Raw genomic sequence first — 22,646 nt, forward strand, 5'->3', positions numbered from 1 at the left:
CCCGTTGCAGCGCCTCTCGCTTCGGACCATCCAAGTTACCGCAATCTCACTTGGCATCGGCGTACGCGCCAACTACTGAGACGTCGAGGGGGAAGCGCACCGGAGTGTCCCCGAACAGCATCCGCCCGGCCTTGAGCGCGCACTCGTGCACCGCTGTGACCACCAGCTCGGCCTCCTCGGCGGGGCAGTGCACGACCACCTCGTCGTGGACGAAGAACACCAACTCGGCCCGGGTGCCCTCCAAGGCCGTACGCAGTGTGGCGAGCAACACCAGCGCCCACTCGGCCGCCGTGGCCTGCACGACGAAGTTGCGCGTGAAGCGGCCCCGGGCCCGCCCCGAGGCGCCGCTCAACGGCGGTTGCTCGGCCTCGGGCGGATCCAGCCCGGCGTCGCTGAACGAGGCCGACGACGGCGGGCAGGTGCGGCCCAGCCAGGAACGCACCAGGCCACCGACCTCACCCGTACGGGCGGCGGCCTCGACGTAGTCGAACGCGATCGGGTAGCGCTGGCGCAGCACGGCCAGGGCCGGGATCGCGTTGCCGCCGGTCTGCCCGTACATCGCCCCGATCAGCGCGACCTTCGCCTTGGCCCGGTCGCCGTCGAACGAGTCGGCGGCCAGCGCCGCATAAAGATCGTGGCCGGCCCCGGCCGCGGCGAACCGGCGGTCGCCCGACACGGCGGCCAGCACCCGCGGCTCGAGCTGCCCGGCGTCGGCCACCACGAATTGCCAGCCCGGGTCGGCCACCACGGCCCGCCGCACCACCTTGGGCACCTGCAGGGCACCGCCGCCACGGGCGCCCCAGCGGCCGGAGACGACCCCGCCCGGCACGTACTCCGGGTGGAAGCGGCCGCCGGTGACCCACGCGTCGAGCCAGGACCAGCCGTGGGCCGTCCAGATCCGGTAGAGCTCCTTGTACTCCAGCAGGGGCTTCACGGCCGGATGGTCGACCTGCCGAACCACCCAGGCCCGGGTGTTGGGGATGTCGATGCCGGCCCGGGCGAACGCCTTGACCACCTCGGCCGGCGAGTCGGGGTGCAGCCCGTGCACGCCGAAGGCCGCGTTGATCTCGGCCGTCAGCTCGGCCAGGCGCCGCGGCGGGCCGACCGCCTGGGGCGGGCCGAGCAGGTCACGCAGCAGCTCGTCGTGCAGGTCGGCCCGCCACGGCAGCCCGGCGTGACCCATCTCGGCCCCGACCAGGGACCCGGCCGACTCGGCGGCCACCAGCAGCCGGAAGCGACCCGGATGCCCGGTCTCGGCGACCCGGCGCTGCTGATCGGCATAAGCCTCGGCGACCGCCGTCAGCACGTCAAAAGAGGACCCGGGGCCGGTCACCGTCTCGAAGAGGGCGCCCTGGCTCTGACCGGGCGGCTCGGGTTGCCGAGGTGGCGGATCGGGCGGCACCGGAAGACCATGGATCCGGGCCCGGACCGCCGCCAGCGCGCGCGGGGCGCCCCACTGGCCGGCGTGACCGAGCAGCAGGGCCTCGGTGAGCTCGAGGTCGTGACAGCGGGCCACGCGGACCCGGGCCCGGAGCAGGCCCGGATAGATCTCCGAGGTGGCGGGCCAGACCCAGCGGGGCGCGTCGGCCGCCTCGCGCTCGGCGATGGCGGCCGCGAGATCAGGGACATGCCGGCGGGGGCCGACGGGAGTGCCGTCGGCCCGCAGCTCCTGCAGAACCCCCGCAGGGTCCACCGCTACCAGCACCCCGTCATTCTGGCCAAGGGGTACGACAGTTTTGCTCGTACCCGGGCGGGAAGATGATGCGCATGACAGAGACCCTCACCGTCAGCGTTCTCGGCACCGGCATCATGGGCGCCGCCATGGCCCGCAACCTGGTCAAGAGCGGCCATACCGTACGGGTGTGGAACCGCACCCAGGAGCGGGCGCAACCCCTGGCCGCCGACGGGGCCCGGGTCGTGCCGACCGTCGAGGAGGCCGTGCGCGGGGCCGACGTGGTGCTGACCATGCTCTTCGACGGCGCCGCCGTGCGCGAGGTGATGCGCGAGGCCCAGCCGGCGGTCACCGCCGGCCAGATCTGGGTGCAGTCGACCACCGTGAGCCTCGACGACGTCGACGAGTTCGGCGCCTACGCCGCTCAGCGCGGCCTGGTCTATTACGACGCGCCCGTGCTCGGGACGCGCCAGCCCGCCGAGGCCGGCCAGCTGACCGTGCTCGCCGCCGGGCCGTCGGACTCGCGTGACCGCGTGACGCCGGTCTTCGACGCGGTCGGCGCGAAAACCGTGTGGCTCGACCACCCGGGCGAGGCGACCCGGCTCAAGCTGGTCGCCAACAGCTGGGTGCTGGCCCTGACCCACGCCGGCGGCGAGGTCCTCGCGCTCTCCGAGGCGCTGCACGTCGACTTCGGCAAGTTCCTCGAGTTGATCCAGGGCGGCCCGCTCGACAACGGCTACCTGCGGGCCAAGACCGACCTGGTGCGGGCCGAGAAGCTGACGCCGGCCAGCTTCGCCGTCTCGACCGCAGGCAAGGACGCCCGGCTCATCGTCGAGGCGGGCCGGGCCCACGGCGTACGCCTCGATCTGGCCGAAGCGGGCGCCGAGCGCTTCCGCCGGGCCGAGGAGCAGGGGCATGGGGACGCGGACATGGCCGCGTCCTACCACGCGTCGTTCGACAAATGATCAGGAGTCGCTGCTGCGGGCCCAGAGGTTGATGCCCGACTCGGTGGCGTACTTGTCGATCTCGGCCAGCTCGTCCGGGGTGAACGCCGTGGCGCCCAGCGCCGCGACGTTCGCCTCGAGCTGGCGCACGCTGCTCGCGCCGAGCACGACCGAGGTCATCCGCGGGTCGCGCAGGGACCAGGCGATGGCCATCTGGGCCAGGCTCTGCCCGCGCCGCTGGGCGATGTCGTTCAGGGCCCGGACCTGGTCGAGGTTCTCATCGGAGATCAGATCCTGCGACAAGGACTTGTGCTCGGCCGCGCGGGAGTCCGAAGGGATGCCGTTGAGGTAACGGTCGGTGAGCATGCCCTGGGCCAGCGGCGAGAAGGCGATGCAGCCGGCGCCCACCTCCTGCAGCGTGTCGAGCAGGCCGCCCTCGATCCAGCGGTTCAGCATCGAGTACGACGGCTGGTGGATCAGCAGCGGCGTGCCGAGGCCCTTCAGGATGGCGGCCGCCTCGGCCGTCTTCTCCGGCGAGTACGACGAGATGCCCACATACTGCGCCTTGCCCGCCCGTACCGCGGCGTCGAGCGCGCCCATCGTCTCCTCAAGCGGCGTCTCCGGGTCGAAGCGGTGCGAGTAGAAGATGTCGACGTACTCCAGGCCCATCCGCTTGAGCGACTGGTCGAGCGAGGCCGTCACGTACTTGCGGGAGCCCCACTCGCCGTACGGGCCCGGCCACATGTCGTACCCGGCCTTGGTCGAGATGACCAGCTCGTCGCGGTACGGCCGGAAGTCCCCGGCCAGCAGGCGCCCGAAGTTGATCTCAGCCGAGCCGTACGGTGGGCCGTAGTTGTTGGCCAGGTCGAAGTGGGTGATGCCCAGGTCGAAGGCCCGGCGCAGGATCGCCCGCTGAGTCTCCAGCGGCTTGTCGTCGCCGAAGTTGTGCCACAGCCCGAGCGAGACGGCGGGCAGTCTCAGCCCGGAACGCCCGGTGCGGCGGTACTCCATCGTGTCGTAGCGATCGGCGGCGGCGGTGTAGCTGGTTGGCATGCCTCCAGCCTCGTCCTTCTCGCCGGCGCAGTCCAACAGAAGAAAGCGCTCGGCGCGATCGACCTGCCGCCGCGCGCATCCCGGAGTGGAGATCAGCCTGCGTCACGCCGGCCCCGGTCACCTCCTGGAGCAGATCCGGCAGGGCCGGCTCAACATCGGGTTCGTCGTCCTGCCCGGGCCCGCGCCTGAGGGCGTACGCCTGGAAACCCTGACCACCGAGCAGATGTTGCCACCGGGGACTGGGCATCGCCGTCGTCCCGGCCCCGGTCACCCGCAAACCCCACGCCGCCGGCCTGCACGTGGCCCCGCTCCCCGCCGGCGCCCCCTGGCAGGTCTCGGTGGCCCTGCCCGCCACCGCCGAACTGCTCCGCATGATCCTGTAACCGCGAGACCCGCTCGCCTCGGGGCCAAAATAGTTTCGGCGGCGCCCAACCGGTGGTCGTCGATTTTGCGTCGGATACGTGTGTCGATGAGAACGGACAGCGAGTACCTGGCGTTTGTGCACGGCCGGGTCAAAGGGCTTCGCCGTACGGCGTACCTGCTCTGCGGGGATTCGCATCAGGCGGACGACATCGTGCAGGAGACTCTGACCAAGCTTTACACGCGCTGGCCGGGCATCGGGCACGTTGAGAACATCGACGCGTACGTCAACACGATGCTTGTGCGGGTGTTCCTCGACGAGCGGCGGCGGGGCTGGTGGCGGGTCGCGCTGCTGGACTGGCTGCCGGAGCGGGCCTCGGCGCCGCCCGCCTCGCCGGACGACCGCTCGGTGGTGCGGGGCGCGCTGATGGAGCTGCCGCCGCGGCAGCGGGCCGTCGTGGTGCTGCGCTACCTGTGCGACCTGCCGGTCCGGGAGGTCGCCCAGTATCTGGGCTGTTCCGAGGGGACCGTGAAGAGCCAGTGCGCGGCCGCGCTGGACAAGCTCCGTACCGCTTTCGACGTTTTGTCCCTGGACCGGCGATGACCTTCGAAGAGGAAGACATGACTGATCAAGACCGGGTGGTACGCATTCTGCGGACGATGCCGGACGAGCCGCCGGCCCCGTCGACCATCGACGTCCCGCGGACCATGGCCGAGGGCCGCCGGCGCCGCCGGGCCCGGCGCTGGTCGGGTGGGGTGGCCCTGGCCGCGGTGACCGCCGTGGCCGCGGGTGGCGGCACGGTGGCCGTGGCCGCCATGCGGGACACTCCGGCTCCCCCGCCCCGGCCGGCCCCGTCGGTCACGACTGCGGCCACCACCGCGGCCGCCGCCCCGGCGCCGCCCGTGCCGCGTGACTGCAAGGTGGCCCTGCTGCCCAGCGGCGGCATCAAGAAGGCGCTGGTCACCTCGGGCGACCCGAGTGGGCACTACCTGGCCGGCCGGGTCTATCCGGGCGACGGCGCCCGGACGGTGCTCTGGAAGGACGGGGTCCTGCAGTCCCGCCCCGCGATGCCCGGCGCCGACGCCACCTGGGAGGACATCAACTCGGCCGGGGTGGCCGTCGGCTCCAGCTTCCCGTCCGGCGACGAACAGCAGGCGTACGTCTCCACGGGCGCCACGGTGACTCCGTTGCGCGGCGGCCCGTCGGTGGCCAGCGCGATCAACGAGAAGGGGCTCATCGCCGGTGTGCTCGGCAGTCCGTACGAGGGCGGCCTGCCGGTCGTGTGGTCCTCGCCCCAGGCGTCGCCGGCCAGGCTCGCGCTGCCGGCCGGCTACGCGTACGGCGAGGCGAACGCCATCGACGAGGACGGCACCGTGGTCGGCCTGGTCGTCCGCGGCAACCAGAAGAGGATGAGCGACGGCACCGGCTACCTCTGGCGGCCCGACGGCACCGGCCGTCTCATGCCGCTGCCCACGGTCGACGGTGAGAAGGCCTCGTTCTTCTGGCCCGAGTCGGTCAGCGCCGGCTGGGTCTACGGCCGGGCCGGGCACGACTCCGCGGACGGTTCGACGCGTTCCTTCGCCTCGTACCGCTACGACATCGCCCGCAACCGGTACGAGGCGCTGCCGGCCCCGCTCGGCCCGCCGGCCATCGGCGCCGGGAACGGCTGGGTCCTCGGCACCACCGGCGCCTACGACCCCGTGCTCATCTCGGGCAAGAAGGTGGTCAAGCTCCCGCGCTATAAGACCATGAAGGAGTACGTGGTGTCCGCGCTCAGCGCCGACGGCAAGGTGGCCGCCGGTTACACCACCGACACCGACGAGAAGGAGGGCGTCGCCAACCGCCCCGTGGTTTGGACCTGTCGCTGAAAGGCTTCAGCCGATGACCTTGCCCGGGTTGAACAGGTTCAGCGGGTCGAGGGTCTGCTTGACGGCCACCTGCATGGCGAGCACGGCCGGGGACAGCTCCTGGCGCATGCCGGCCCGTTTGAGCAGGCCCACGCCGTGCTCGCCGGTGACCGTGCCGCCCATGCCGATGGCGGCCGACAGCATGTCCTCGAACGCGGCCTGAGCGGCCCGGCGGGCCCCCTCGTCGCCGGCCGGGGCGAGGATCAGCGGGTGCAGGTTGCCGTCGCCGGCGTGGGCGATGGTGGCGATCGTCGCGCCGTGCCGGGCGGCGATCTCCTCGATGGCGGCCAGCATCTGCGGGACGCGGGAGCGGGGCACGCAGACGTCCTCGGTGAGCACCGGGCTGAGCCGTTCCAGGGCCGGGTAGGCCAGGCGGCGGGCGGCGAACAGGGCCTCGGCCTCGATCTCGTCGGTGGACTGTTCGGCCCACATCGCGCCGGCGTCGCGGAAGACGGCGGCGACCGCGGTGGCCTCCTCGTCGCCGGCCGCGCCGGGCATGTCGAGCTGGGCCAGCAGCAGGGCGGCGGCGTCGGCCTCCAGGCCCAGGTGCTTCCACTCCTCGACCGCGCGCAGGCAGGTGCGGTCCAGCAGTTCGAGCGCGGCCGGGAGCAGGCCGGCCCGGGTCAGGGCGGCGACCGCCTCGCCGGCGGCGACCACGGAGTCGAAGGCGCCGACGACCGTACGGGGGGCCTCGCGCCGGGCCGGCCGTAGACGCAGCGTGATCTCGGTGATGACGCCGAACGTGCCCTCGGACCCGGTGAACAGCCCGGCCAGGTCGTAGCCGCTGACCCCCTTGGTGGTGCGCCGGCCGAGGCGCACGACCGTGCCGTACTCGCCGGCCGGGCCGCCCACAACGGCCTCCAGGCCCAGCACGTAGTCGCGGGTCACGCCGTACTTCAGGCAGCACAGACCGCCGGCGTTGGTGGCGACGTTGCCGCCGATGGTGGACCAGGGGGCGCTGGCCGGGTCGGGCGGGTACCAGAGGCCGTGCTCGGCCACAGCCTTCTTCAGGTCGTCGTTGACCACACCGGGCTGCACGGTGGCGGTCATGTTCTCGGCGTCGATCTCGACGATCCGGTTCATCTTGGCCAGGTCGACGACCATGGCGCCGTCGGTCGCGTTGGCGCCGCCGGAGAGTCCGGTGCCGGCCCCGCGCGGGATGATCGGGATGCCCCGCTCGGCGCAGGCCGCGACCACGCGGCGTACCTGCTCGGTGGTCCTGGGCCGGACGGCGGCGAGCGGCCGGCCGTAGGGCGCCCACTCGGCGTCGTCGTGGGCCAGGCTCTCGAGGACGTCGGGGTCGTCGACCAGATCGAGACCGGGCAGCAGGTCCTTGACACTCACTTGAGGAACTCCAGGATCGCGTCGTTGACCGCCTCGGGCCGGTCGAGGTTGGCGGCGTGGCCGCAGTCGTCGAGCGTCACCACGCGGGCGAGCGGGTTGAGGGCGGCGGCGGCATCGGCGTGCTCCGCGGGCCAGAGCTGACTGTCCCGGCCGGCGATGAAGAGTGACGGCACTGCCATGCGGGCGACGACGTCGAGCCAGTCTGCTTCCGCATGGTTCTGCAGCAGGGCCCGCAAAGGTGGCGTGCGCGGGTCGGCGAAGGGTGGCTCGTAGCCCAGCGCCTCGACGACCCGGACGATGCCGGCGGCCCGTTCGCCCCGCCGCCCGCGGCCGGTGTCGGGGACGCCGTCGTCGAAGAAGGTGCCGACGTTGTCCGCATTGAGCCCGTAGAAGCCGTGGGGCCACGAGTCGTCGTTGACCATCTTCGGCGTCTGGTCGATGGTCACGACGGCCTTGAGCCGGGCCGGGCCGAAGAGGTCGTAGTAGGCCCAGATGGTGCTGCCGCCCATCGACCCGCCGACCAGCACGACGTCCGAGAGGTCGAGGGTGGTCAGCAGCTCGTGGACGTCGGCGCCGTGCCGCGACAGGCGCTGACCGTAGGACGGGGACTCGGACGACCCGTGCGACCGCCGGTCTAAGCCGATCACCCGGTAGCCGGCGGCGGCCAGCGCGCGGCGCTGCAGCTCCCAGCTCTCCAGCGGGGCGCAGAAACCGGCGATCAGGACGATCGGCGTGCCGGCGCCCTCATCGGTGTGATTCAGGCGGACCCCGTCGCTGGTCGTGATCGTCGGCATGGCAGCGACCTTACGCTCGCCGCCCAGAGCTCGCCCCGCCTGCCGTCCCGCACCCGCGCGGGGACGGGCAGGGCGCGTGCGCCCGGGCCGTAGAAGCCGGACTCGAACCGCGGCCCGGTCGCCAGCCGCACCGGAGTCTCCGCGGCGACGGCCGGGTCGGCGCCGGTCCGCTGCTGTACGGCGTCCATCACGCGCCGCAGCAGCGGGGGCACACCGGTCGCGTCCCGGAACACGCGGGTCGCCACCAGCCCGGGATAGACACACGCCACCGCGAGCCGGGGATGCCGCGCCGCCAGCTCCACCGCGTACAGATCGTTGGCGAACTGACTCCGCCCGGCGATCCGCAGACCGCGACCACCGCCCGGGGGTGAGAGGTCGTCGCCCAGGGTGTCGCGGTAGCGGCCGGCGGTGGCGACCAGCACGATCCGGCCGTCCGGGGCCAGCTGGGGCAGCAGCCGGTCGATCAGTAGGAAGCGGGACAGGTAGTTGAGCACCCAGGCCCGCTCCAGCCCTTCGGCGGTTTCCACGGCCCGCAGCGTGAACACCCCGGCGCAGCACACTATGGCGTCGAGCCGGTCATGCACCTCGGCCACCGCCCGTTCGGTCTCCTCGAGCAGCGAGAGGTCGGCCCGGATCCGACCGTGCCGTCCGATCGTGATCGCCCGCTCCCCCAGCGCCGCGGCCACCGCCCCGCCGATTCCCGTTGATCCTGTCACCAGCACCTTCGTCATGTCTCGACGCTAGGAACGGGTGGGGTGACAATCCATGTGTGTCCGTCTCGCAGTCCACAGCGGACGTCCTGGGCGCCGTCCTCCGGGAGGTGCGCTTCGCCAGCGCCGCCTACCGCTGGATCGAGCTGCGCGGGCCGTTCCGCCTGGTCTTCGACCGGCCGGGCCTGCGCGGCGTCCACCTGGTCACCTCCGGCCGCTGCGAGCTGCGGCTGACCGGCGCCGGGGACCACACCACGCTCGGCGCGGGCGACACGGTCATCCTGCCCCGGGGCGACGATCACGAGCTGCGGTACGGGCACGCGCCCGCCACGTCCGGCTTCGAGCTCGCGGCCCGCACCGAGGGGGCGCGGTTGCGCGGCGGCGAGTCCCGGGAGCCGGTGACGGCGACGATCGTCTGTGGCGCCTTCGTGGCCGGCGACCCGGATCATCCGGCGCTGCTGGGACTGCCGCCGGTCGTGCGGATCCCGGCGGCGGACAGCGATTGGCTGGCCCCGTACGTGGTGGCGCTGCGCCAGGAGGCGTTCGACCCCGGCCCGGGCAGCGACGTCGTGATGGCCCGGCTCTCCGACGCGCTGATCGCGCGGGCGCTGCGCCGGCTGGCCGGGACCGTCGAGCATCCGGGGTGGATGCGCGGCCTGCGTGACCCACATCTGGCCGCGGCGCTCGGGGCGATCCACGCCGACCCGGCCCGGCCGTGGACGCTGGCGCTACTGGCCGCGACGGCCGGGCTGTCCCGGACGGCGTTCGCGGCCCGGTTCCCGGCCGCGGTGGGTGAGCCGCCCATGCGCTACGTGCAGGCGCTGCGCCTTCATCGGGCGCGGCACCTGTTGCGCGACGAGCGGCTCACCGTGGCGGCGACGGCGCGGCGGGTCGGCTACTCCTCGGAGTTCGCGTTCGCCGCCGCGTTCCGGCGCGCTTACGGCGTACCGCCGGGTCGTTGGCGGTTATTTGACGGCGCCGGCCGTGAGGCCCGCCTGGATCTGCCGCTGGAAGATCGCGTACACGATGATCATGGGCAGGATCGACAGGACCAGCGCGGCGAACAGCGTTGACCACTCGGCGTGGTAACCGGCCGACGTGCTGATGTTGGCGATGCCCTGGGTGAGCAGGTATTTCGACTCGGCGCCGGGGCCCGTCATGATCACGACCGGGAGAAGGTACTGGTTCCACTGGCCGACGATGTTGAAGATCGTGATGCTGACCAGGCCGGACTTCGCCATCGGCATCATGATCTGGAAGAACTTGCGGGTGTGCGACGCCCCGTCGACGGTGGCCGCTTCCTCGATCTCGTACGGCAGGGTCTTGAAGAAGGCCGCCAGGAAGAAGACGGTGAACGGCAGCGAGTAGGCGATGTAGACCAGCACCAGGCCGGTGTACGTGCCGAGCAGCCCCATGTTCTTGAGGATGTAGAACAGCGGCGCCAGCGCCATGAAGGTCGGGAAGGCCAGACCCGAGACGAACAGGTAGTAGATGAACCGGTTGCCGCGGAACTTGTAGCGGGCCAGCACGTAGGCCGCCATCGAGCCGAACAGCATCGTGCCGGCCGTGCTGATGATCACGACGACGACGCTGTTGAGGAAGTAGCGCCCGATGTGCGCCTCGCCCCAGGCGTTGAAGTACGTCTCGAACGAGAAGTGCTCGGGCAGCGCGAACGGCTTGCCCAGGAAGATCTCGGTGTTGCTCTTGAAGGAGGCCAGCAGGACCCAGATCAGCGGGCCCGCGGTGACCAGCGCCCAGATGACCAGGCCGATGTGGGCCAGGCCGGTGAAGGCGTTGATGTCCCGCTTGGTGTCGGACTTGCGGCCGGCGCTGCGGGCCTTGGTGGCGACCGGGGCGGCCGTCGCGTCCAGGCCGGGGGTGCTCGTCAGGTTTGTCATCGCGTCCGCCTCAGGCTTCGACGGATTCGCGGCGGGTGACCCGCAGGGTCAGCGCGGCGAAGGTCAGGGTCAGGAAGAAGAGGACCACGCCCAGGGCGGAGGCGTAGCCGGCCTGCGAGAACTCGAAGGCGTTGCGGTAGATCATCAGGCTCAGCACCGACGACGCCCCGTTCGGGCCGCCGCGGTCCACGGTCATGATGTTGACCAGGGCGAAGCAGTCGAACGCGGCGATGCCCAGGTAGACCCAGGCGACCTGGACCGTGTTCCACAGCAGCGGGATGGTGATCCGGAAGAACAGCGTGATCCGGGTGGCGCCGTCCAGCGCCGCCGCCTCGTAGATCTCGGCCGGGATGGAGCCCATGCCGGCCGAGAAGAGCACGACGTAGAAGCCGACCGCCTGCCAGATGAGCACGATCAGGATGCACAGCATCGCGTAGCGCTCGTCGGCCAGGAACAGCCACGGTTTCCAGTCGGCCGGGAACAGGCCGTTGATCATGCCGCTCTTGTCCGGGCCGAAGACCCGGCCGAAGATCACCGCGACGATGGCCAGGGCCAGCAGCTGCGGGAAGAAGAAGATCACCCGGTAGACCTTGGAGCCCCAGACCCCGCGGGTCTGACCGCCCTTGTGCCCGCCGCCCACGTTGAGCAGGAAGGCGAAGACCAGGGCGAGGATGATCGTGACGATCGGCAGGAGGATCAGCACGAAGATGTTGTGCCGGATCGACTTCCAGAACAGCTCGTCGTGCCACAACTTCACGAAGTTGTCGAAGCCGACGTACTCGATCGGGCCGAGACCGGACCAGTTCGTCAGCGAGAGCTGGAAGGTCTGGAGGTACGCCGCCACCACAAAGGTGCAGTAGAGCGCCACCGGCACGATAAGGAAGCCGATGATGAATGGATACTTACCGCGTCGCATGGCGCCCTACCTACGTTTGCTCTTACAGAAGATCAGCTACGGGTGAACTTGGTGACCGAGGAGTCCTTGGCGACCGCCTGGGACGCCTTCTCCATCCGGTCGCAGAACTTCTGCGCGTCGCCGCCCTTGAACATCAGGTCGTTGACCGCACCGCGCGACTCGTCGTCGAGCTTCTTGTACCAGGTGTCGAACAGGTAACCCATGAAGATGTCCTTGCCGGCCTTGGTGATCGCGTCGTTGGCGCTGGTCAGACCGGGCGAGATGGTGACACCGTCGGAGGCGCCCGCCACCACGGTAAGCGACTTGGTGAGCTTGGTGAAGCCCAGCGCCGCCTCCTTGGACAGCATGGTCCGCAGGTACTCCTTGCCACCCTGCGGGTTCTTGCCCTTGGCGGCCGCGAAGTAGATCTCGCCGGCCGCGGCGTTGATCGCCGTCGCCGGGAGCTTGTCCGCGGTGGTCACGCTCGGGTACGGCGCGATCGCGTACTCGAAGCCGGGCGGGGTGTCCTTGGCCTGCTCGTTCTCGAGCCAGGAGCCGCACGGGTAGAACGCGACCTTGTCCTGGTCCTGCTGCAGCTGGACCTCGGTGTGCTTGAGGCCGAGGAAGGTCTTGTTGATGTACTTGTTGCCGATCTCGCCCCAGGCCTGGGCCGCCTGCTTGATGGCGTCGTTCTGCCAGGCGCCTTCCTTGAGGTTGTCGATGTCCTTGAGGACCTGCTCGGTGCCGATCTTGGCGGCGCTGGTGAGCAGGGCCCGGACCATGTAGTACGACGCGTTGGCGCCCGCGTAGCCGAACGGCGTGATGCCGGCCGCCTTGATCTTGTCGAGCAGCGCGGTGAAGTCGGCCCACGTGGTCGGGATGGTCCAGCTGTTCTTCTCGAAGAGCTTCTTGTTGTACCAGAGACCGAAGACCGTGTACGAGTAGTTCACCGCGTACGGCTTGCCGTTGTAGGTGCCCTGCTCGATCGCGCCCGGCACCAGGGTGTCGGCCACGGTCTTGCCCGGCACGTCGAGCGACGGCGCGGCGAACAGGTCGGTCAGCTCGGCCGCCTGGTTGGCCTTGACGATCGCGCCGAAGTCCATCAGGTTCGAGCCCGAGTTGTTGATCATGTCCGGCGGGTTGCCGGCGTTGATCCGGGGCTGGATGGTCGTCGAGATCTGCTCGGTCGCCGAGTACGTGATCTTGGCGTCCGGCCACTTCTTGTTGAACAGCGGGGTGTCCACGTCGGTGGCGTAGGCCGTGCCCAGGCCGCCGTTGAAGATCACGATCTCCACGCCGGTCTTGGGGTCGATGCCCAGCGGGTTGTCCGCCGACTTGGTGCCGGTGGCCTGCTCCGAGCTGCTGTCGTCGGAGCCGCCGCCGACGCAGGCGCTCAGCATGCCGACGGCGGGGGTGGCCAGTAGGCCGACGGCGGCGGCGCGACGCAGGAGCGTACGGCGGTCCACCGCGGGCTGGGTGAATATCTCGGTCACAACATCTCCTCAGGTTGTGTTGGTGCTTAGCCCTTGACCGCGCCGGCCGTGAGACCGGTGGCGATATTGCGCTGGATGATCAGGAAGAAGATCACCACCGGGATCGAGGTGATGATCGCACCGGCCATGAGAGGGCCCCAGGCGGTACCGCGGGTTGTCTGGTTCTGCAGCAGCCAGGCCATCAGGTTCTGCTTGTCCGGGCTGTTGAGCGTGTTGATGATGATGAATTCGTTCCAGGCCTGGATGAAGCCGTAGACGCTGGTGGCCACCAGGCCGGGGCCGGTCAGCGGGAGGATGATGCGCCAGAACACCTGGGCCCGGGTGCAGCCGTCGATGAGCGCGGCCTCGTCGAGCTCCCGCGGGATGCCCGAGATGAAGCCGCGGAGGGTCCACACGGTGTACGGCAAAATCAGCACAAGGTAGGTGATGCTCACACCGATGAGGCTGTTGGTCAACTCCGCGCTCTGCAGCATCAGGAACAGCGGGATCAGCAGCGACAGGAACGGCACGAGCTGCACCACGAGAACGACCAGGATGATCGCCTTGCGGCCGTAGAACGAGAACCGGGCGATGGCCAGCGCGGCCAGGAAGCCCACGACCAGCGCCCCGGCCACCGCCAGCAGGGTGACGATGACGCCGTTGAGCATGTCCTTGAGGAACAGCGGGGCCTTGAAGGCCGAGACGAAGTTGTCCAGCGTCGGATGCTGCGGGAAGAACGACGGCTCGAGCGCGAGCACCTCGTCGGCCGGCTTGAACGCGGTGTTGAGCACCCAGTAGACCGGGAACAGCATCAGGACCGCGAAGACGACACCGGCCGTGTTGGCGGCGATCGTGCCGGCCCGGCTGCGGCCGACGGTCAGCACGCCGTCGTCGGCCTTGGCCCGGCGGCGCTTCACCTTGACGGTGGGGGCGATCGCGACCATTACTCCACCTCTCCGATCCGGAACATCTGCCGGATGTAGAAGACCATCACGCCCAGCATGAGAAGCACGGTGATCACCGCGATGGCCGAGCCGAGGCTGTACCGCGACTGACCGAAGGCCTGGGTGTACGAGTACGTGGCCAGCGTCTGGAAGCTCGGCTCCGGGTGCCCGTCGCGCAGCACCCAGGCCTGCGTGAACAGGCCGAAGTTCCAGATCACCGACAGCGTGGTGACGATCATGATCAGCGGCTTGAGGATGGGCAGGGTGATGTTGCGCAGCGCCTGCCAGGGCGAGGCCCCGTCGACCGTGGCCGCCTCCAGCAGCTCCTTGGGCACCTGGGTCAGCCCGGCGTTGAGCGTGATGGCCAGGAACGGGATGCCGGCCCAGACGACCAGCGTGGTGATCACGCTCCAGCCCTGCCACGGGTTGACGAACCAGCTGTGGTTCGCGTAATCGACGCCGGGGATCTTATCGATCAGGTAGTTCACGACACCGAAGTCGGAGTCGGTCATCCACCGGAAGATCTGGGCCGCCACCAGCTGCGGCAGGGCCCAGACGAACATCATCGCGACCACCATGAACAGCCGTACGCCCCGGCTGACCCGCCGCATCAGCAGCGCGATCCCGAGGCCGACCAGCACCGAGATCAGCACCGAGGCCACGGTGAAGGCCACCGTGCGCCCGACCACGGCCCAGAAGACGCCGTCGGAGAGCACCTTGGAGTACTGGTCGAAACCGACCCACGGAGGCGTGCGCCCGCTGAGGAGCTCGCGCAACCGCATGTTCTGGAACGACAGGACGACCATGCGGATGAGCGGGTAACCCAGCAGGCCGGCGATGAGCAGGAGGGCGGGCAGCGCGAGCAGCCACGGCGTCCGGTTGCGGCTCTTCTTCGGCGGCCGGACGTGCGCGGCGGGCGGCTTGGCCGCCGGGCGAGTCGTCGGGGTCTCGACGACGGACATCAGCTGTTCCCTTCGCGGTGGGCGGGGCGCCGCCCCAACGTCTGGGGCGGCGCCACGGGGCGTCAGCTCTCGTTGAGCGTCGAGTTGATCTGGTCGTCGGCCCACTTGGCGCCGTCGGCCACCGACTTCTTGCCGGTCAGGACGTCGGTCAGCATGGTCTGCAGCACGGCGCCCTTCTCCACGTCAGCCCACTTCTCCGCGTTCGGCGGGAACCAGCTGTTCTTGGCCGCCAGCGCGGCCGGCGCGATCGCCGGGTTGTCGGCCGCGGCCTTGTCCAGCAGCGCGGTCGCGTTCGGCAGGGCGTTCGCCTTGACCAGGCCGGCCATCGACGTGCTGTCGGTGAAGGCCTTGACCCACTGGGCGGCCAGCTCCTTGTTCTGGCTCTTCTCGGTCACGCCGAGGTTGGAGCCACCGAGGAACGAGGGGATCTCGGGCATCGGGGCGGCGGCCAGCTTGCCCTTGACCTTGGTCGGCACGAGGACCGAGTTCGGGTCGTTGGGGTCCTTCTTGGTCTCCTCGGCCGAGCCCTGCTCCCACGCGTTGCCGTAGAACATCGCGGCGGTGCCCTGGGCGAAGGTGTTGGCCTGGTCGTTCTCGTTCTTGGTGGGGTCGGCCTTCGAGTACTTCTTGACCATGTCGACCCAGCGCTGCAGACCCTCGATCGACTTGGGCTGCGAGAGCTGGCCGGTCCACTTGTCGCCGTCCTGCGTAGCGATCTCCCCGCCGGTCGACTTGACCCAGCTCATCGCCGCGTACCAGTACTGGCCGGGCATGTAGACGGCGCCGAACTTCGGGTCCTTCGACGCGGCCTGCAGCTTCTCGGCGTCGGTGAGGAACTCGTCGTAGGTCTTCGGCGCGGCCGCGATGCCCGCGCTCTTGAACAGGTCGGTGCGGTAGATCAGCACACGCGCGCCGGCGTAGTAGGGCACGCAGTAGGTCTTGCCCTCGAAGTCGCAGGCGCCCTTGAGGCCCTGCAGCCAGGAGCTCGAGTTCTCGTAGTCACCCGGGTTGATCGCCGAGAAGGCGCCGGAGAACACGTACTTGGGGAACTCGGTGTTGCCGAGCTCGACCACGTCCGGCACGTCCGAGCCGGCCAGCGTGGCGTCCAGCTTGGTCAGGTGGTTGGCCCACTGCTGGTACTCGACGTTGACCTGGGCGCCGGTGGCCTCGGTGAAGCGCTTGCTGGCGTCGTCGACGACGCCCTTCCAGGCGGTCTGCGCGTCGACCATCAGCCAGACCTTGAGGGTCTTGCCGGCGCCGTCGACCTTGCCGGATGCGGAAGTAGTGGGGGCATCGTCATCGTTGGAGCCGCACGCGGCGACGCCGAGCAGCGTCGCAGCGAGTGCCGCGGCGACCGCGATCTTGCGCTTCACGCTTCCTCCTGAGGGGAGATTTTTATGTGTCGGGGGCTGTTCGCTGGTGCACCGCCGGTGACCGGCGGGGATCATGTGGGGCTGCCGTCCTTGGCTGCCTTGTGGCCGTGCACGGCCTGGGCGGTGCGCTGGAAGGCGGCGTGCGAGCGCTCGTGGGTGCGCTGCGCGACGGCGACGTAGAGCAGGTCGAGGACGACCAGCTGCGGGTGCCGGGCGCTGAGCGCGTCCGGCCGGAACGTGGTCGCCTGGGTGGCGGTGAGCAGCACGATGTCGGCCAGCTCGGCCAGCGGCGAGCGCGGGAAACTGGTCAGGGCGATGGTGGTGGCGCCCCGGCTGCTCGCCTCGGCCAGCAGCTCGATCGTCTCGCCGGTCTCGCCGCTGTGCGAGATGCCCAGCGCGACGTCGTGCGGCCGGGAGAGCGCGGCGCTGGCCAGCCCGTTGTGCACATCGGTCCAGGCCCAGGCGGGCACCCCGATGCGGTGCAGGCTGAACTGCATCTCCTCGCCGACCAGCGCGCTTCCGCTGGCCCCGAAGATGTTGACCCGCGGCGCGGCGGCGATGGCCACCGCGGCCCGCTCCACCTCGGCCAGGTCGAGCAGCGCGGCGGTGTCGTGCATGGCCTGCGTGTCGGCCGCCATGATCTGGCCGAGCACGCGCTCGAGGGGGTCGCTGGGCTGGATCTCGCGCCCGATGTCGACCGTCCAGCCGGCGGAGCGGGCCCGTCCGGTCTCGGCCGCGATGCCCAGGCGCAGATCGGCGTAGCCGTCGAAGCCGAGCGCCCGGCAGAACCGCGTGACGGTCGCGGGTGACGTGCCGGAGCGCTCGGCGAGCTCGACGATGGTGGCCCTCGAAGCCGCCGCCGGATCGGTCAGCACCTGCTCGGCGACGCGCCGCAGAGCCCCCGTGAACTCCGGCAGCAGCGACCGCACGCGGACCAGCACCGACACCTGGTTAGCAGCGGTTTCGACCGTCGGGACGGCCGGCACGCCACGAACCAGGGAGTCGACGACCGCGATCCGCGCGGTGCCGTCCATCTCCGGCTCGCTCATTGGCCATCCCTTCAGGAAGGACTGTTTACTGTCGCGGTAAAAGTTCTTACTGAAGGCCCCTCTGTGTCAAGACTGTGGGCGAAGTTTTCAAACCGTTACCTGACCTGCGCCGATGAACGCGTGTTACACCGACACCACTTGACAGTCATCAATCCGGAAATGTTCTTTACGACGTGACCGCCATCACGCGTCCGCTTTTGCCCGGTTTTGCGGTAGTACTTTCTACTCAACCGCGCTACCCGATCAGCTGAGTGCCCTTGGCCCGTTCGTACTAGATCTTGGCGGCCGTGAAACGCCGTTTTTACCGCCGTAACAAGATCAAAAGATTCGGGAGGTACGGATCCTCGGCCCACCGCCGATCCTGGCGGCACCCGCCCCAGCGACCGGCTGGTCGCAACTCACCCTGCTCAGCGGCCTTCCGGCCGCTTCAGTGGTCACCCTGGAACGAGCCCGATCCGCACCCAGCACCCCATCGCGGCCCAGACGAACGCCGGGCGCGGCCCGCACGCCACCCCGGCCCCTGCCTGTTTCACCGCCAACCGTTACCCGACGGCACCCACGCTCCGCTCCGCCCGTCGCCGCGGCGCCCTGCTCCCGCCGGTGGGTCACGCCGAACCGTGGCCGGCCGCGGCCGCGCCCCCGTCCCGGGTGAGGTCGCCGGGCTGCGGGTGGGCGGCAGGCCTCGGCCGGCCGACCGGTGACTCGCAGGCGCCGCAAGGCCCGCCGACTGGGTGCACTCCGGCCCGGCGCAGGTGAACCGGGTAAGAACTTGGTGCCCGCTATCTCACCGAGGCCGCCGCTCGCACGACGCCCGGCGGCACCGGCCCGCCCCGCAGCTCGACAACCGCACCCGCGCTCCCCCGGTCGATCAGCTCCAGCACAGAGGCCAGCACATCCGCCGCCGGCACGAACGCCGGATCGGCGCTCACGCACACCGCCCGAACCCCGACCTCCCGAGCCGCCGCGGCAACGCCCCGGTGAACCGGATCAGCCGAGCCTCCCGCTCCGACCCCGCCCCACCGGCAATGACGTTGACGATCACCCCACCCCGCGCACCCCCATCGCCCCGAGCAGAAGCCAGCTCAGCGCAGCCGCCCCACCAACATCCAGCGTCGCCGGAACCCACTCCTCCACCTGCGAACAGCGCTCGGCCACCCACCCAGCCACCCAGTTGACCAGCACCGCCGGCCCCCTCCCATCCCCCAGCTCACCGGCGACCGCCACGATCCGCTCCCCGACCCCCGGCTCCCCCACCTCAGCCGGCAGCCCCCCAGCCGGCACCCCATAGGCCCACGCCCGAGTCGCACACGCCTGAGCACTGCCCAGATCCGAATCAACCGCCACCACCCCATACCCGGCCGCAGCCAAGCCGGCCAGGCACATGCCGGCGGCGAACAGCAGGTGTGGCACGAGGATCGCGGAGAACGCGAGGCCGCGGCCAGCAGGAGCAGGCCGGATGCGGCGGCGGTGAGCAGGCCGAAGCCGACGATCACGCCGACCGGGAAGAGCTCCACGGGTGGCGTACCCAGCGGGTCAGCTGGCCGAGGAGGCCATAGCGGGCGGCCGACGGGTCGTAGCCGGGGCGCGGGGCGGTCAGGGCGGAGATCAGCACGACGGCCTTGAGGGCGGCCAGGATCCTCAGCAAGAAGCCCACGCTGCCCGGCCGGACGCCGGGCAGGACCATGGCCAGCAAAAACGTGACGGTGAAGAACGTGGTCGACGAGCCGAGCGCGAACCAGAATCCGGCCCGGGCCGAGCGGCCGTTTCAGGCGAGCTCGGCCAGGGCGAGTTGACGTACGTCGAAGGCGTGCCGCACCCCGAGCAGGTAGGCGGCCACCCCACGCCCACGTGCCCGCCGGACAGGGCGGCGACACTTCCCGCCTGCAACAGCACGACGACTACGACCATGGCCCCCTCACCCGTGGTGCAGGGGATTCGCCGCCGGCCGCCCGGCGGATGTGTCAGATCACGCCGACTCGCGGATCGCCTCCAGGAACGCCTCGGAGCGGTGCTCGAAGTTGCGGAACTGCCCGTAGCTGGGCGCCCCCGGCGAGAGAAGCACGGCGCCTCCGCTGGGGGTGGTCTCGCGGGAGAGGCGTACCGCCGAGGCGAGATCGTCGGCCACGTGGGTGACGATGCCGGGCAGGCCGGCCAGCTCGGCCACGATCCGCGGGCCGCTGTCCGGCATGCCGATCACGGTCAGTTGCTTGTCGCGGAGGAAGTCGCGTAGCGGTGAGTAGTCGAGGCCGCGGTCGTTGCCGCCGACGAGCACGGTCAGTGGCCGCCCGGCGTAGGCGTCGATGGCGTGCATGGTCGCGTACGGGCTGGTCGACAGGGTGTCGTCGACGAAGGTGAGGCCGGACGGATCCTCGATCTCGGCCAGGCGGTGCGGCAGCCCCTCGAAGGACGCCACGGCCGCGGCGAGCGCGTCCTTCTGCCCGGGCACGTCGACGCCGATCCCGTCGAGCACGGCCAGCGCCACGCAGAGGTTGCGGCCGTTGTGGGCGCCCTTGAGCCGCAACGTGGAGCGCGGGAACAGCGGCTCGTCGGAGCAGTAGACGGTGTCGTCCTCGATCCGGAACCGGGAGTCGTCGGCCGCGGCCGGCACCGGTGGGAAGCCGTTGGCGTCGGTGCAGCCGCGGATCTCGGCCCGCAGCCGGTCGTCGGCGCCGTTCACGACGATCAGGTCGGGGCTGTGCCGCAGGATGTTGAGCTTGTCGCGGTAGTACTCACGCTCGCCGCCGTGCGCGTCGAGGTGCTCGGGGAAGAGAGAGGTCACGACGGCGACGTGCGGCGAGTCGGTCAGGTCGGCGCACTGATAGCTGGAGAGCTCCAGGACGTACTGCTCGGCATCGGGAAGATCCAGGAGAGGTACGCCGATGTTGCCGCCGAAGATGTTGGGCCGCCCGACCGCCGCGAGGAGATGGCTGATCAGGCTCGACGTGGTGCTCTTGCCCTTGCTGCCCGTCACGCCGATGGTTCGCGCGGCGTGATCGGCCATCCAAAGCGCGCTACCGCCGGTGACCGGGATGCCCCGCTCACGCAGCGTGGCCATCCACGGGTGGGTCTGCGGCACGCCGGGTGACCGCACCACCACGTCGGCGCTGACCAGGGCCGGGAACGCGTGATCGCCGCCGGCCAGCGGGGCGAGCGCGGCCAGCTCGGGGCCCCACTCGACGGAGAGGAAGTTGGCGCTGTCGTCGACTGCCATCAGGCGCGACGGCTCGTGCGCGGCGATCGCGATCACCGCGGCCCGCCCCTCGCGGCCGGTGCCCCACACCGCCACCGAGCGGCCTTTCAGGTCTGCCAGGCGCACGTCGTCCCCTCCTCGATGAGTCGCACTAGTATTGCCGGTCGGCCCTACGACAGGAGTTTCCGGGTGCAGTACGACGTCATGCGCTTCCCCTCGTACGCCTTCGACCCCGAGACCGGGGTGGCGACGTTCGACTACGTGCTGGACGGCCCTTCTCCCCTGTCCTTCACGGAGACGATCACGCTGCCGGTCCCGGCTTCTTCCGACGAGAGCCGCGAGACCGCGCTCTATCGCGTCCTCGATCTCCTGCACGTCGTCGCCGGGGTGAGTTACTTCAAGGTCGGCGCCCCGCGGCGGATCGTCGCCCCCAAGCCCGTGCCCCCGGCCGCGGCCGAGCTCTTCACCGCGATCTACACCATGGGCATGGCGGAGTACGCCTACCGGAATCAGTTGCCGCACGTGCTCGAGGCCGTCGTCGAGGTGCCGGACGGCTTCACCGCACCGGCCGAGATCGACAACGCCGGCGGACGGCCGCTGTCGGCGGTCGGCGGCGGCAAGGACTCGATCGTCACCCTGGAGATCCTCCGCGCGGCCGGGCTCGACCCGGTCCCGTTCTCGGTCAACCCCAACCCGGTGATCAAGAACGTGAACGCCGCCTCCGGCCTCGACGCGCTCGCCGCCCGCCGCCAGCTCGACCCGCGCCTGTTCGAGCTGAACAAGGCGGGCGCGCTCAACGGCCACATCCCGGTCACCGCGATCAACTCGCTGATCGCCATCGCCACCGCCGTCTGGCACGGCCTCGGCCCGGTCGTGATGTCCAACGAGCGTTCCGCCTCCGACCCCAACCTGATCTGGAACGGTCACGAGGTCAACCACCAGTGGTCCAAGGGGGTCGAGGCCGAGGGCCTGCTGCGGGCCGCCGTCACCGCCCACGCCGGCCTCACCGAGCCGTACTTCTCCCTGCTGCGCTCGCTCTCCGAGCTGCACATCGCCCAGCTGTACGCCCGTCACGACCGCTACGACGACGTGGTGACCAGCTGCAACAAGGCGTTCAAGCTGCACGACCCGACGGCCCGCTGGTGCGGCGACTGCCCCAAGTGCCGTTTCGTCTTCCTGGCCATGGCCCCGGCGATGGACCGGGCCCGGCTGACCAGGATCTTCGGCAAGGACCTGTTCGCCGACCCGGCCCAGGTGCCCGGCTTCCTCGAGCTGCTCGGCATCGACGCCCACAAGCCGTTCGAGTGCGTCGGCGAGGTCGAGGAGTCCCTGGTCGCGCTGGCCATGCTGGACGACGACGCGCCAGTGCTGGTGGCCCTGCGGGCGGCGGTGCCCGGCACGGCGTGGGCGGCCGCCTCACGCGAGGACGTGCTGACGCCCGGTGGACCGACGTACGTTCCCGCCGCGTACGCCAAGGTCTTGACCGATGCCCTCTGACGGCGCCCACGCCCGCCCGGCCGATGCGGACGCGGTCCATGTCGGCCAGGCGAAGCTGGACGCGGTCACTGTCGGCCAGGCGAAGCTGGACGCGGTCCATGTCGGCCAGGCGAAGCTGGACGCGGTCACTGTCGGCCAGGCCGATGCGGACGCGGTGAACGCCGGCCAGGCGGACGCGGTCAACGTCGGCCAGGCGGACGCGGACGCGGTCTACGTTGGCAAGGCCGATGTGGACGCGCCGGAGGAGCGCGGCTGGCTGCTCGGGCATTTCCGGCCGCCCGGCGACCCCCGCCACAGCACCGACGTGGAGATCAAGTGGGGCCGCCACCCCAAGGGCGACCGCCGCGCCCAGTGGGTGACCGGTGAGCAGCGCGAGGCCTTGCTCCTGCTGATCAGCGGGCGTTTCCACGTGGAGCTGCCGGACCGCACGGTCGTGCTGACCGAGCCCGGCGACTACGTGATGTGGGGCCGCGGCGTCGACCACTCGTGGGTCGCCGAGGAGGAGTCGGTCGTGCTGACCGTCCGCTGGCCGTCGATCCCCGGCTACGCCGTGCCCTGACCTGGAGGCCCGCTGGGCCGGG

General features: G+C 70.5%; 22 protein-coding genes and 1 pseudogene. 7 read left to right on the forward strand and 16 right to left on the reverse strand.

All coding sequences use genetic code 11. The annotated features are described in order from the left end of the window. Window positions 1-46: 46 nt before the first annotated feature. Window positions 47-1,705, reverse strand: coding sequence for a bifunctional 3'-5' exonuclease/DNA polymerase (locus AB0J66_RS41280; RefSeq protein ID WP_364672808.1), 1,659 nt, complete (start codon window positions 1,703-1,705; stop codon window positions 47-49). 62 nt (window positions 1,706-1,767) lie between these two features. Between AB0J66_RS41280 and AB0J66_RS41285 the strand changes: the two genes are divergently transcribed. Beyond that, entirely contained in the window at window positions 1,768-2,637 is an 870-nt protein-coding gene (locus tag AB0J66_RS41285; RefSeq protein WP_364672809.1) for an NAD(P)-dependent oxidoreductase, read from the forward strand. On the opposite strand, the gene mgrA is transcribed toward AB0J66_RS41285, so the two are convergent. Next, window positions 2,638-3,669 carry an L-glyceraldehyde 3-phosphate reductase gene (gene mgrA / locus AB0J66_RS41290; RefSeq protein ID WP_364672810.1) on the reverse strand — a complete coding sequence of 344 codons (1,032 nt, stop codon included), beginning with the start codon at window positions 3,667-3,669 and terminating at the stop codon, window positions 2,638-2,640. Here mgrA and AB0J66_RS41295 point away from each other — a divergent pair. From AB0J66_RS41295 to AB0J66_RS41305, 3 genes and pseudogenes are all read left to right on the forward strand, one after another. Further along, window positions 3,668-3,838 (forward strand): annotated as a pseudogene (locus AB0J66_RS41295) (hypothetical protein); the annotation flags it as partial. The gene mgrA and the pseudogene AB0J66_RS41295 overlap by 2 nt on opposite strands. A gap of 300 nt (window positions 3,839-4,138) precedes the next feature. After that, on the forward strand, window positions 4,139-4,633 hold the full coding sequence (locus tag AB0J66_RS41300) for a SigE family RNA polymerase sigma factor (RefSeq protein ID WP_364672954.1): 495 nt from the start codon (window positions 4,139-4,141) through the stop codon (window positions 4,631-4,633). 17 nt (window positions 4,634-4,650) lie between these two features. Further along, window positions 4,651-5,898 carry a hypothetical protein gene (locus AB0J66_RS41305; protein WP_364672811.1) on the forward strand — a complete coding sequence of 416 codons (1,248 nt, stop codon included), beginning with the start codon at window positions 4,651-4,653 and terminating at the stop codon, window positions 5,896-5,898. 6 nt (window positions 5,899-5,904) lie between these two features. Here AB0J66_RS41305 and AB0J66_RS41310 read toward each other — a convergent pair whose 3' ends face one another. The 3 genes from AB0J66_RS41310 to AB0J66_RS41320 are packed head-to-tail and all read right to left on the reverse strand — an operon-like array spanning window position 5,905 to window position 8,806. Then, on the reverse strand, window positions 5,905-7,281 hold the full coding sequence (locus AB0J66_RS41310; RefSeq protein WP_364672812.1) for an FAD-linked oxidase C-terminal domain-containing protein: 1,377 nt from the start codon (window positions 7,279-7,281) through the stop codon (window positions 5,905-5,907). Then, window positions 7,278-8,075: an alpha/beta hydrolase gene (locus tag AB0J66_RS41315; RefSeq protein ID WP_364672813.1), complete on the reverse strand. Its 798-nt coding sequence runs from the start codon at window positions 8,073-8,075 to the stop codon at window positions 7,278-7,280. Before AB0J66_RS41315 ends, AB0J66_RS41310 begins: the two co-directional genes overlap by 4 nt. Continuing rightward, a complete protein-coding gene (locus AB0J66_RS41320) occupies window positions 8,039-8,806 on the reverse strand; it encodes a hypothetical protein (RefSeq protein WP_364672815.1) in 768 nt (255 codons plus the stop codon). Before AB0J66_RS41320 ends, AB0J66_RS41315 begins: the two co-directional genes overlap by 37 nt. Before the next feature lie 38 nt (window positions 8,807-8,844). Between AB0J66_RS41320 and AB0J66_RS41325 the strand changes: the two genes are divergently transcribed. Further along, complete coding sequence (locus AB0J66_RS41325) at window positions 8,845-9,858, forward strand: AraC family transcriptional regulator (protein ID WP_364672816.1); 1,014 nt, start codon at window positions 8,845-8,847, stop codon at window positions 9,856-9,858. Here the strand turns inward: AB0J66_RS41325 and AB0J66_RS41330 are convergent. From AB0J66_RS41330 to murD, 11 genes are all read right to left on the reverse strand, one after another. Then, the gene (locus AB0J66_RS41330; protein WP_364672818.1) at window positions 9,751-10,683 is read right to left on the reverse strand and encodes a carbohydrate ABC transporter permease; all 933 of its coding nucleotides are present in this window, start codon (window positions 10,681-10,683) and stop codon (window positions 9,751-9,753) included. The genes AB0J66_RS41325 and AB0J66_RS41330 overlap by 108 nt on opposite strands. Window positions 10,684-10,693: 10 nt before the next feature. Beyond that, entirely contained in the window at window positions 10,694-11,599 is a 906-nt protein-coding gene (locus tag AB0J66_RS41335) for a sugar ABC transporter permease (protein ID WP_364672820.1), read from the reverse strand. A 32-nt stretch (window positions 11,600-11,631) separates the two neighbouring features. Then, window positions 11,632-13,071 (reverse strand): N-acetylglucosamine/diacetylchitobiose ABC transporter substrate-binding protein, encoded by a 1,440-nt coding sequence (ngcE, locus tag AB0J66_RS41340; protein ID WP_364672821.1) that lies wholly within the window; start codon window positions 13,069-13,071, stop codon window positions 11,632-11,634. Window positions 13,072-13,097: 26 nt separating this feature from the next. Continuing rightward, window positions 13,098-13,994 (reverse strand): carbohydrate ABC transporter permease, encoded by an 897-nt coding sequence (locus AB0J66_RS41345; RefSeq protein ID WP_364672822.1) that lies wholly within the window; start codon window positions 13,992-13,994, stop codon window positions 13,098-13,100. After that, the gene (locus AB0J66_RS41350; RefSeq protein ID WP_364672824.1) at window positions 13,994-14,956 is read right to left on the reverse strand and encodes a sugar ABC transporter permease; all 963 of its coding nucleotides are present in this window, start codon (window positions 14,954-14,956) and stop codon (window positions 13,994-13,996) included. The genes AB0J66_RS41345 and AB0J66_RS41350 overlap by 1 nt, the downstream gene beginning before the upstream one ends. A gap of 62 nt (window positions 14,957-15,018) precedes the next feature. Next, window positions 15,019-16,329, reverse strand: coding sequence for an extracellular solute-binding protein (locus AB0J66_RS41355; RefSeq protein WP_364672825.1), 1,311 nt, complete (start codon window positions 16,327-16,329; stop codon window positions 15,019-15,021). A 71-nt stretch (window positions 16,330-16,400) separates the two neighbouring features. Beyond that, window positions 16,401-17,378, reverse strand: a complete 978-nt coding sequence (locus AB0J66_RS41360) for a MurR/RpiR family transcriptional regulator (protein WP_364672826.1) — start codon at window positions 17,376-17,378, stop codon at window positions 16,401-16,403. 779 nt (window positions 17,379-18,157) lie between these two features. Continuing rightward, window positions 18,158-18,307 carry a hypothetical protein gene (locus AB0J66_RS41365; protein WP_364672828.1) on the reverse strand — a complete coding sequence of 50 codons (150 nt, stop codon included), beginning with the start codon at window positions 18,305-18,307 and terminating at the stop codon, window positions 18,158-18,160. A gap of 109 nt (window positions 18,308-18,416) precedes the next feature. Further along, on the reverse strand, window positions 18,417-18,788 hold the full coding sequence (locus AB0J66_RS41370; protein ID WP_364672830.1) for a hypothetical protein: 372 nt from the start codon (window positions 18,786-18,788) through the stop codon (window positions 18,417-18,419). Between the two features lie 79 nt (window positions 18,789-18,867). Next, window positions 18,868-19,071, reverse strand: a complete 204-nt coding sequence (locus AB0J66_RS41375; RefSeq protein WP_364672831.1) for a hypothetical protein — start codon at window positions 19,069-19,071, stop codon at window positions 18,868-18,870. A gap of 273 nt (window positions 19,072-19,344) precedes the next feature. After that, entirely contained in the window at window positions 19,345-20,694 is a 1,350-nt protein-coding gene (gene murD / locus AB0J66_RS41380; protein WP_364672832.1) for a UDP-N-acetylmuramoyl-L-alanine--D-glutamate ligase, read from the reverse strand. 78 nt (window positions 20,695-20,772) lie between these two features. Between murD and AB0J66_RS41385 the strand changes: the two genes are divergently transcribed. Next, window positions 20,773-22,065, forward strand: coding sequence for a hypothetical protein (locus AB0J66_RS41385; protein WP_364672956.1), 1,293 nt, complete (start codon window positions 20,773-20,775; stop codon window positions 22,063-22,065). 154 nt (window positions 22,066-22,219) lie between these two features. Next, the gene (locus AB0J66_RS41390) at window positions 22,220-22,624 is read left to right on the forward strand and encodes a signal peptidase I (RefSeq protein WP_364672957.1); all 405 of its coding nucleotides are present in this window, start codon (window positions 22,220-22,222) and stop codon (window positions 22,622-22,624) included. Window positions 22,625-22,646 lie beyond the last annotated feature (22 nt).

This window comes from Actinoplanes sp. NPDC049598 (assembly GCF_040675435.1).
In the GTDB taxonomy this organism is placed as follows: Bacteria; Actinomycetota; Actinomycetes; order Mycobacteriales; family Micromonosporaceae; genus Actinoplanes.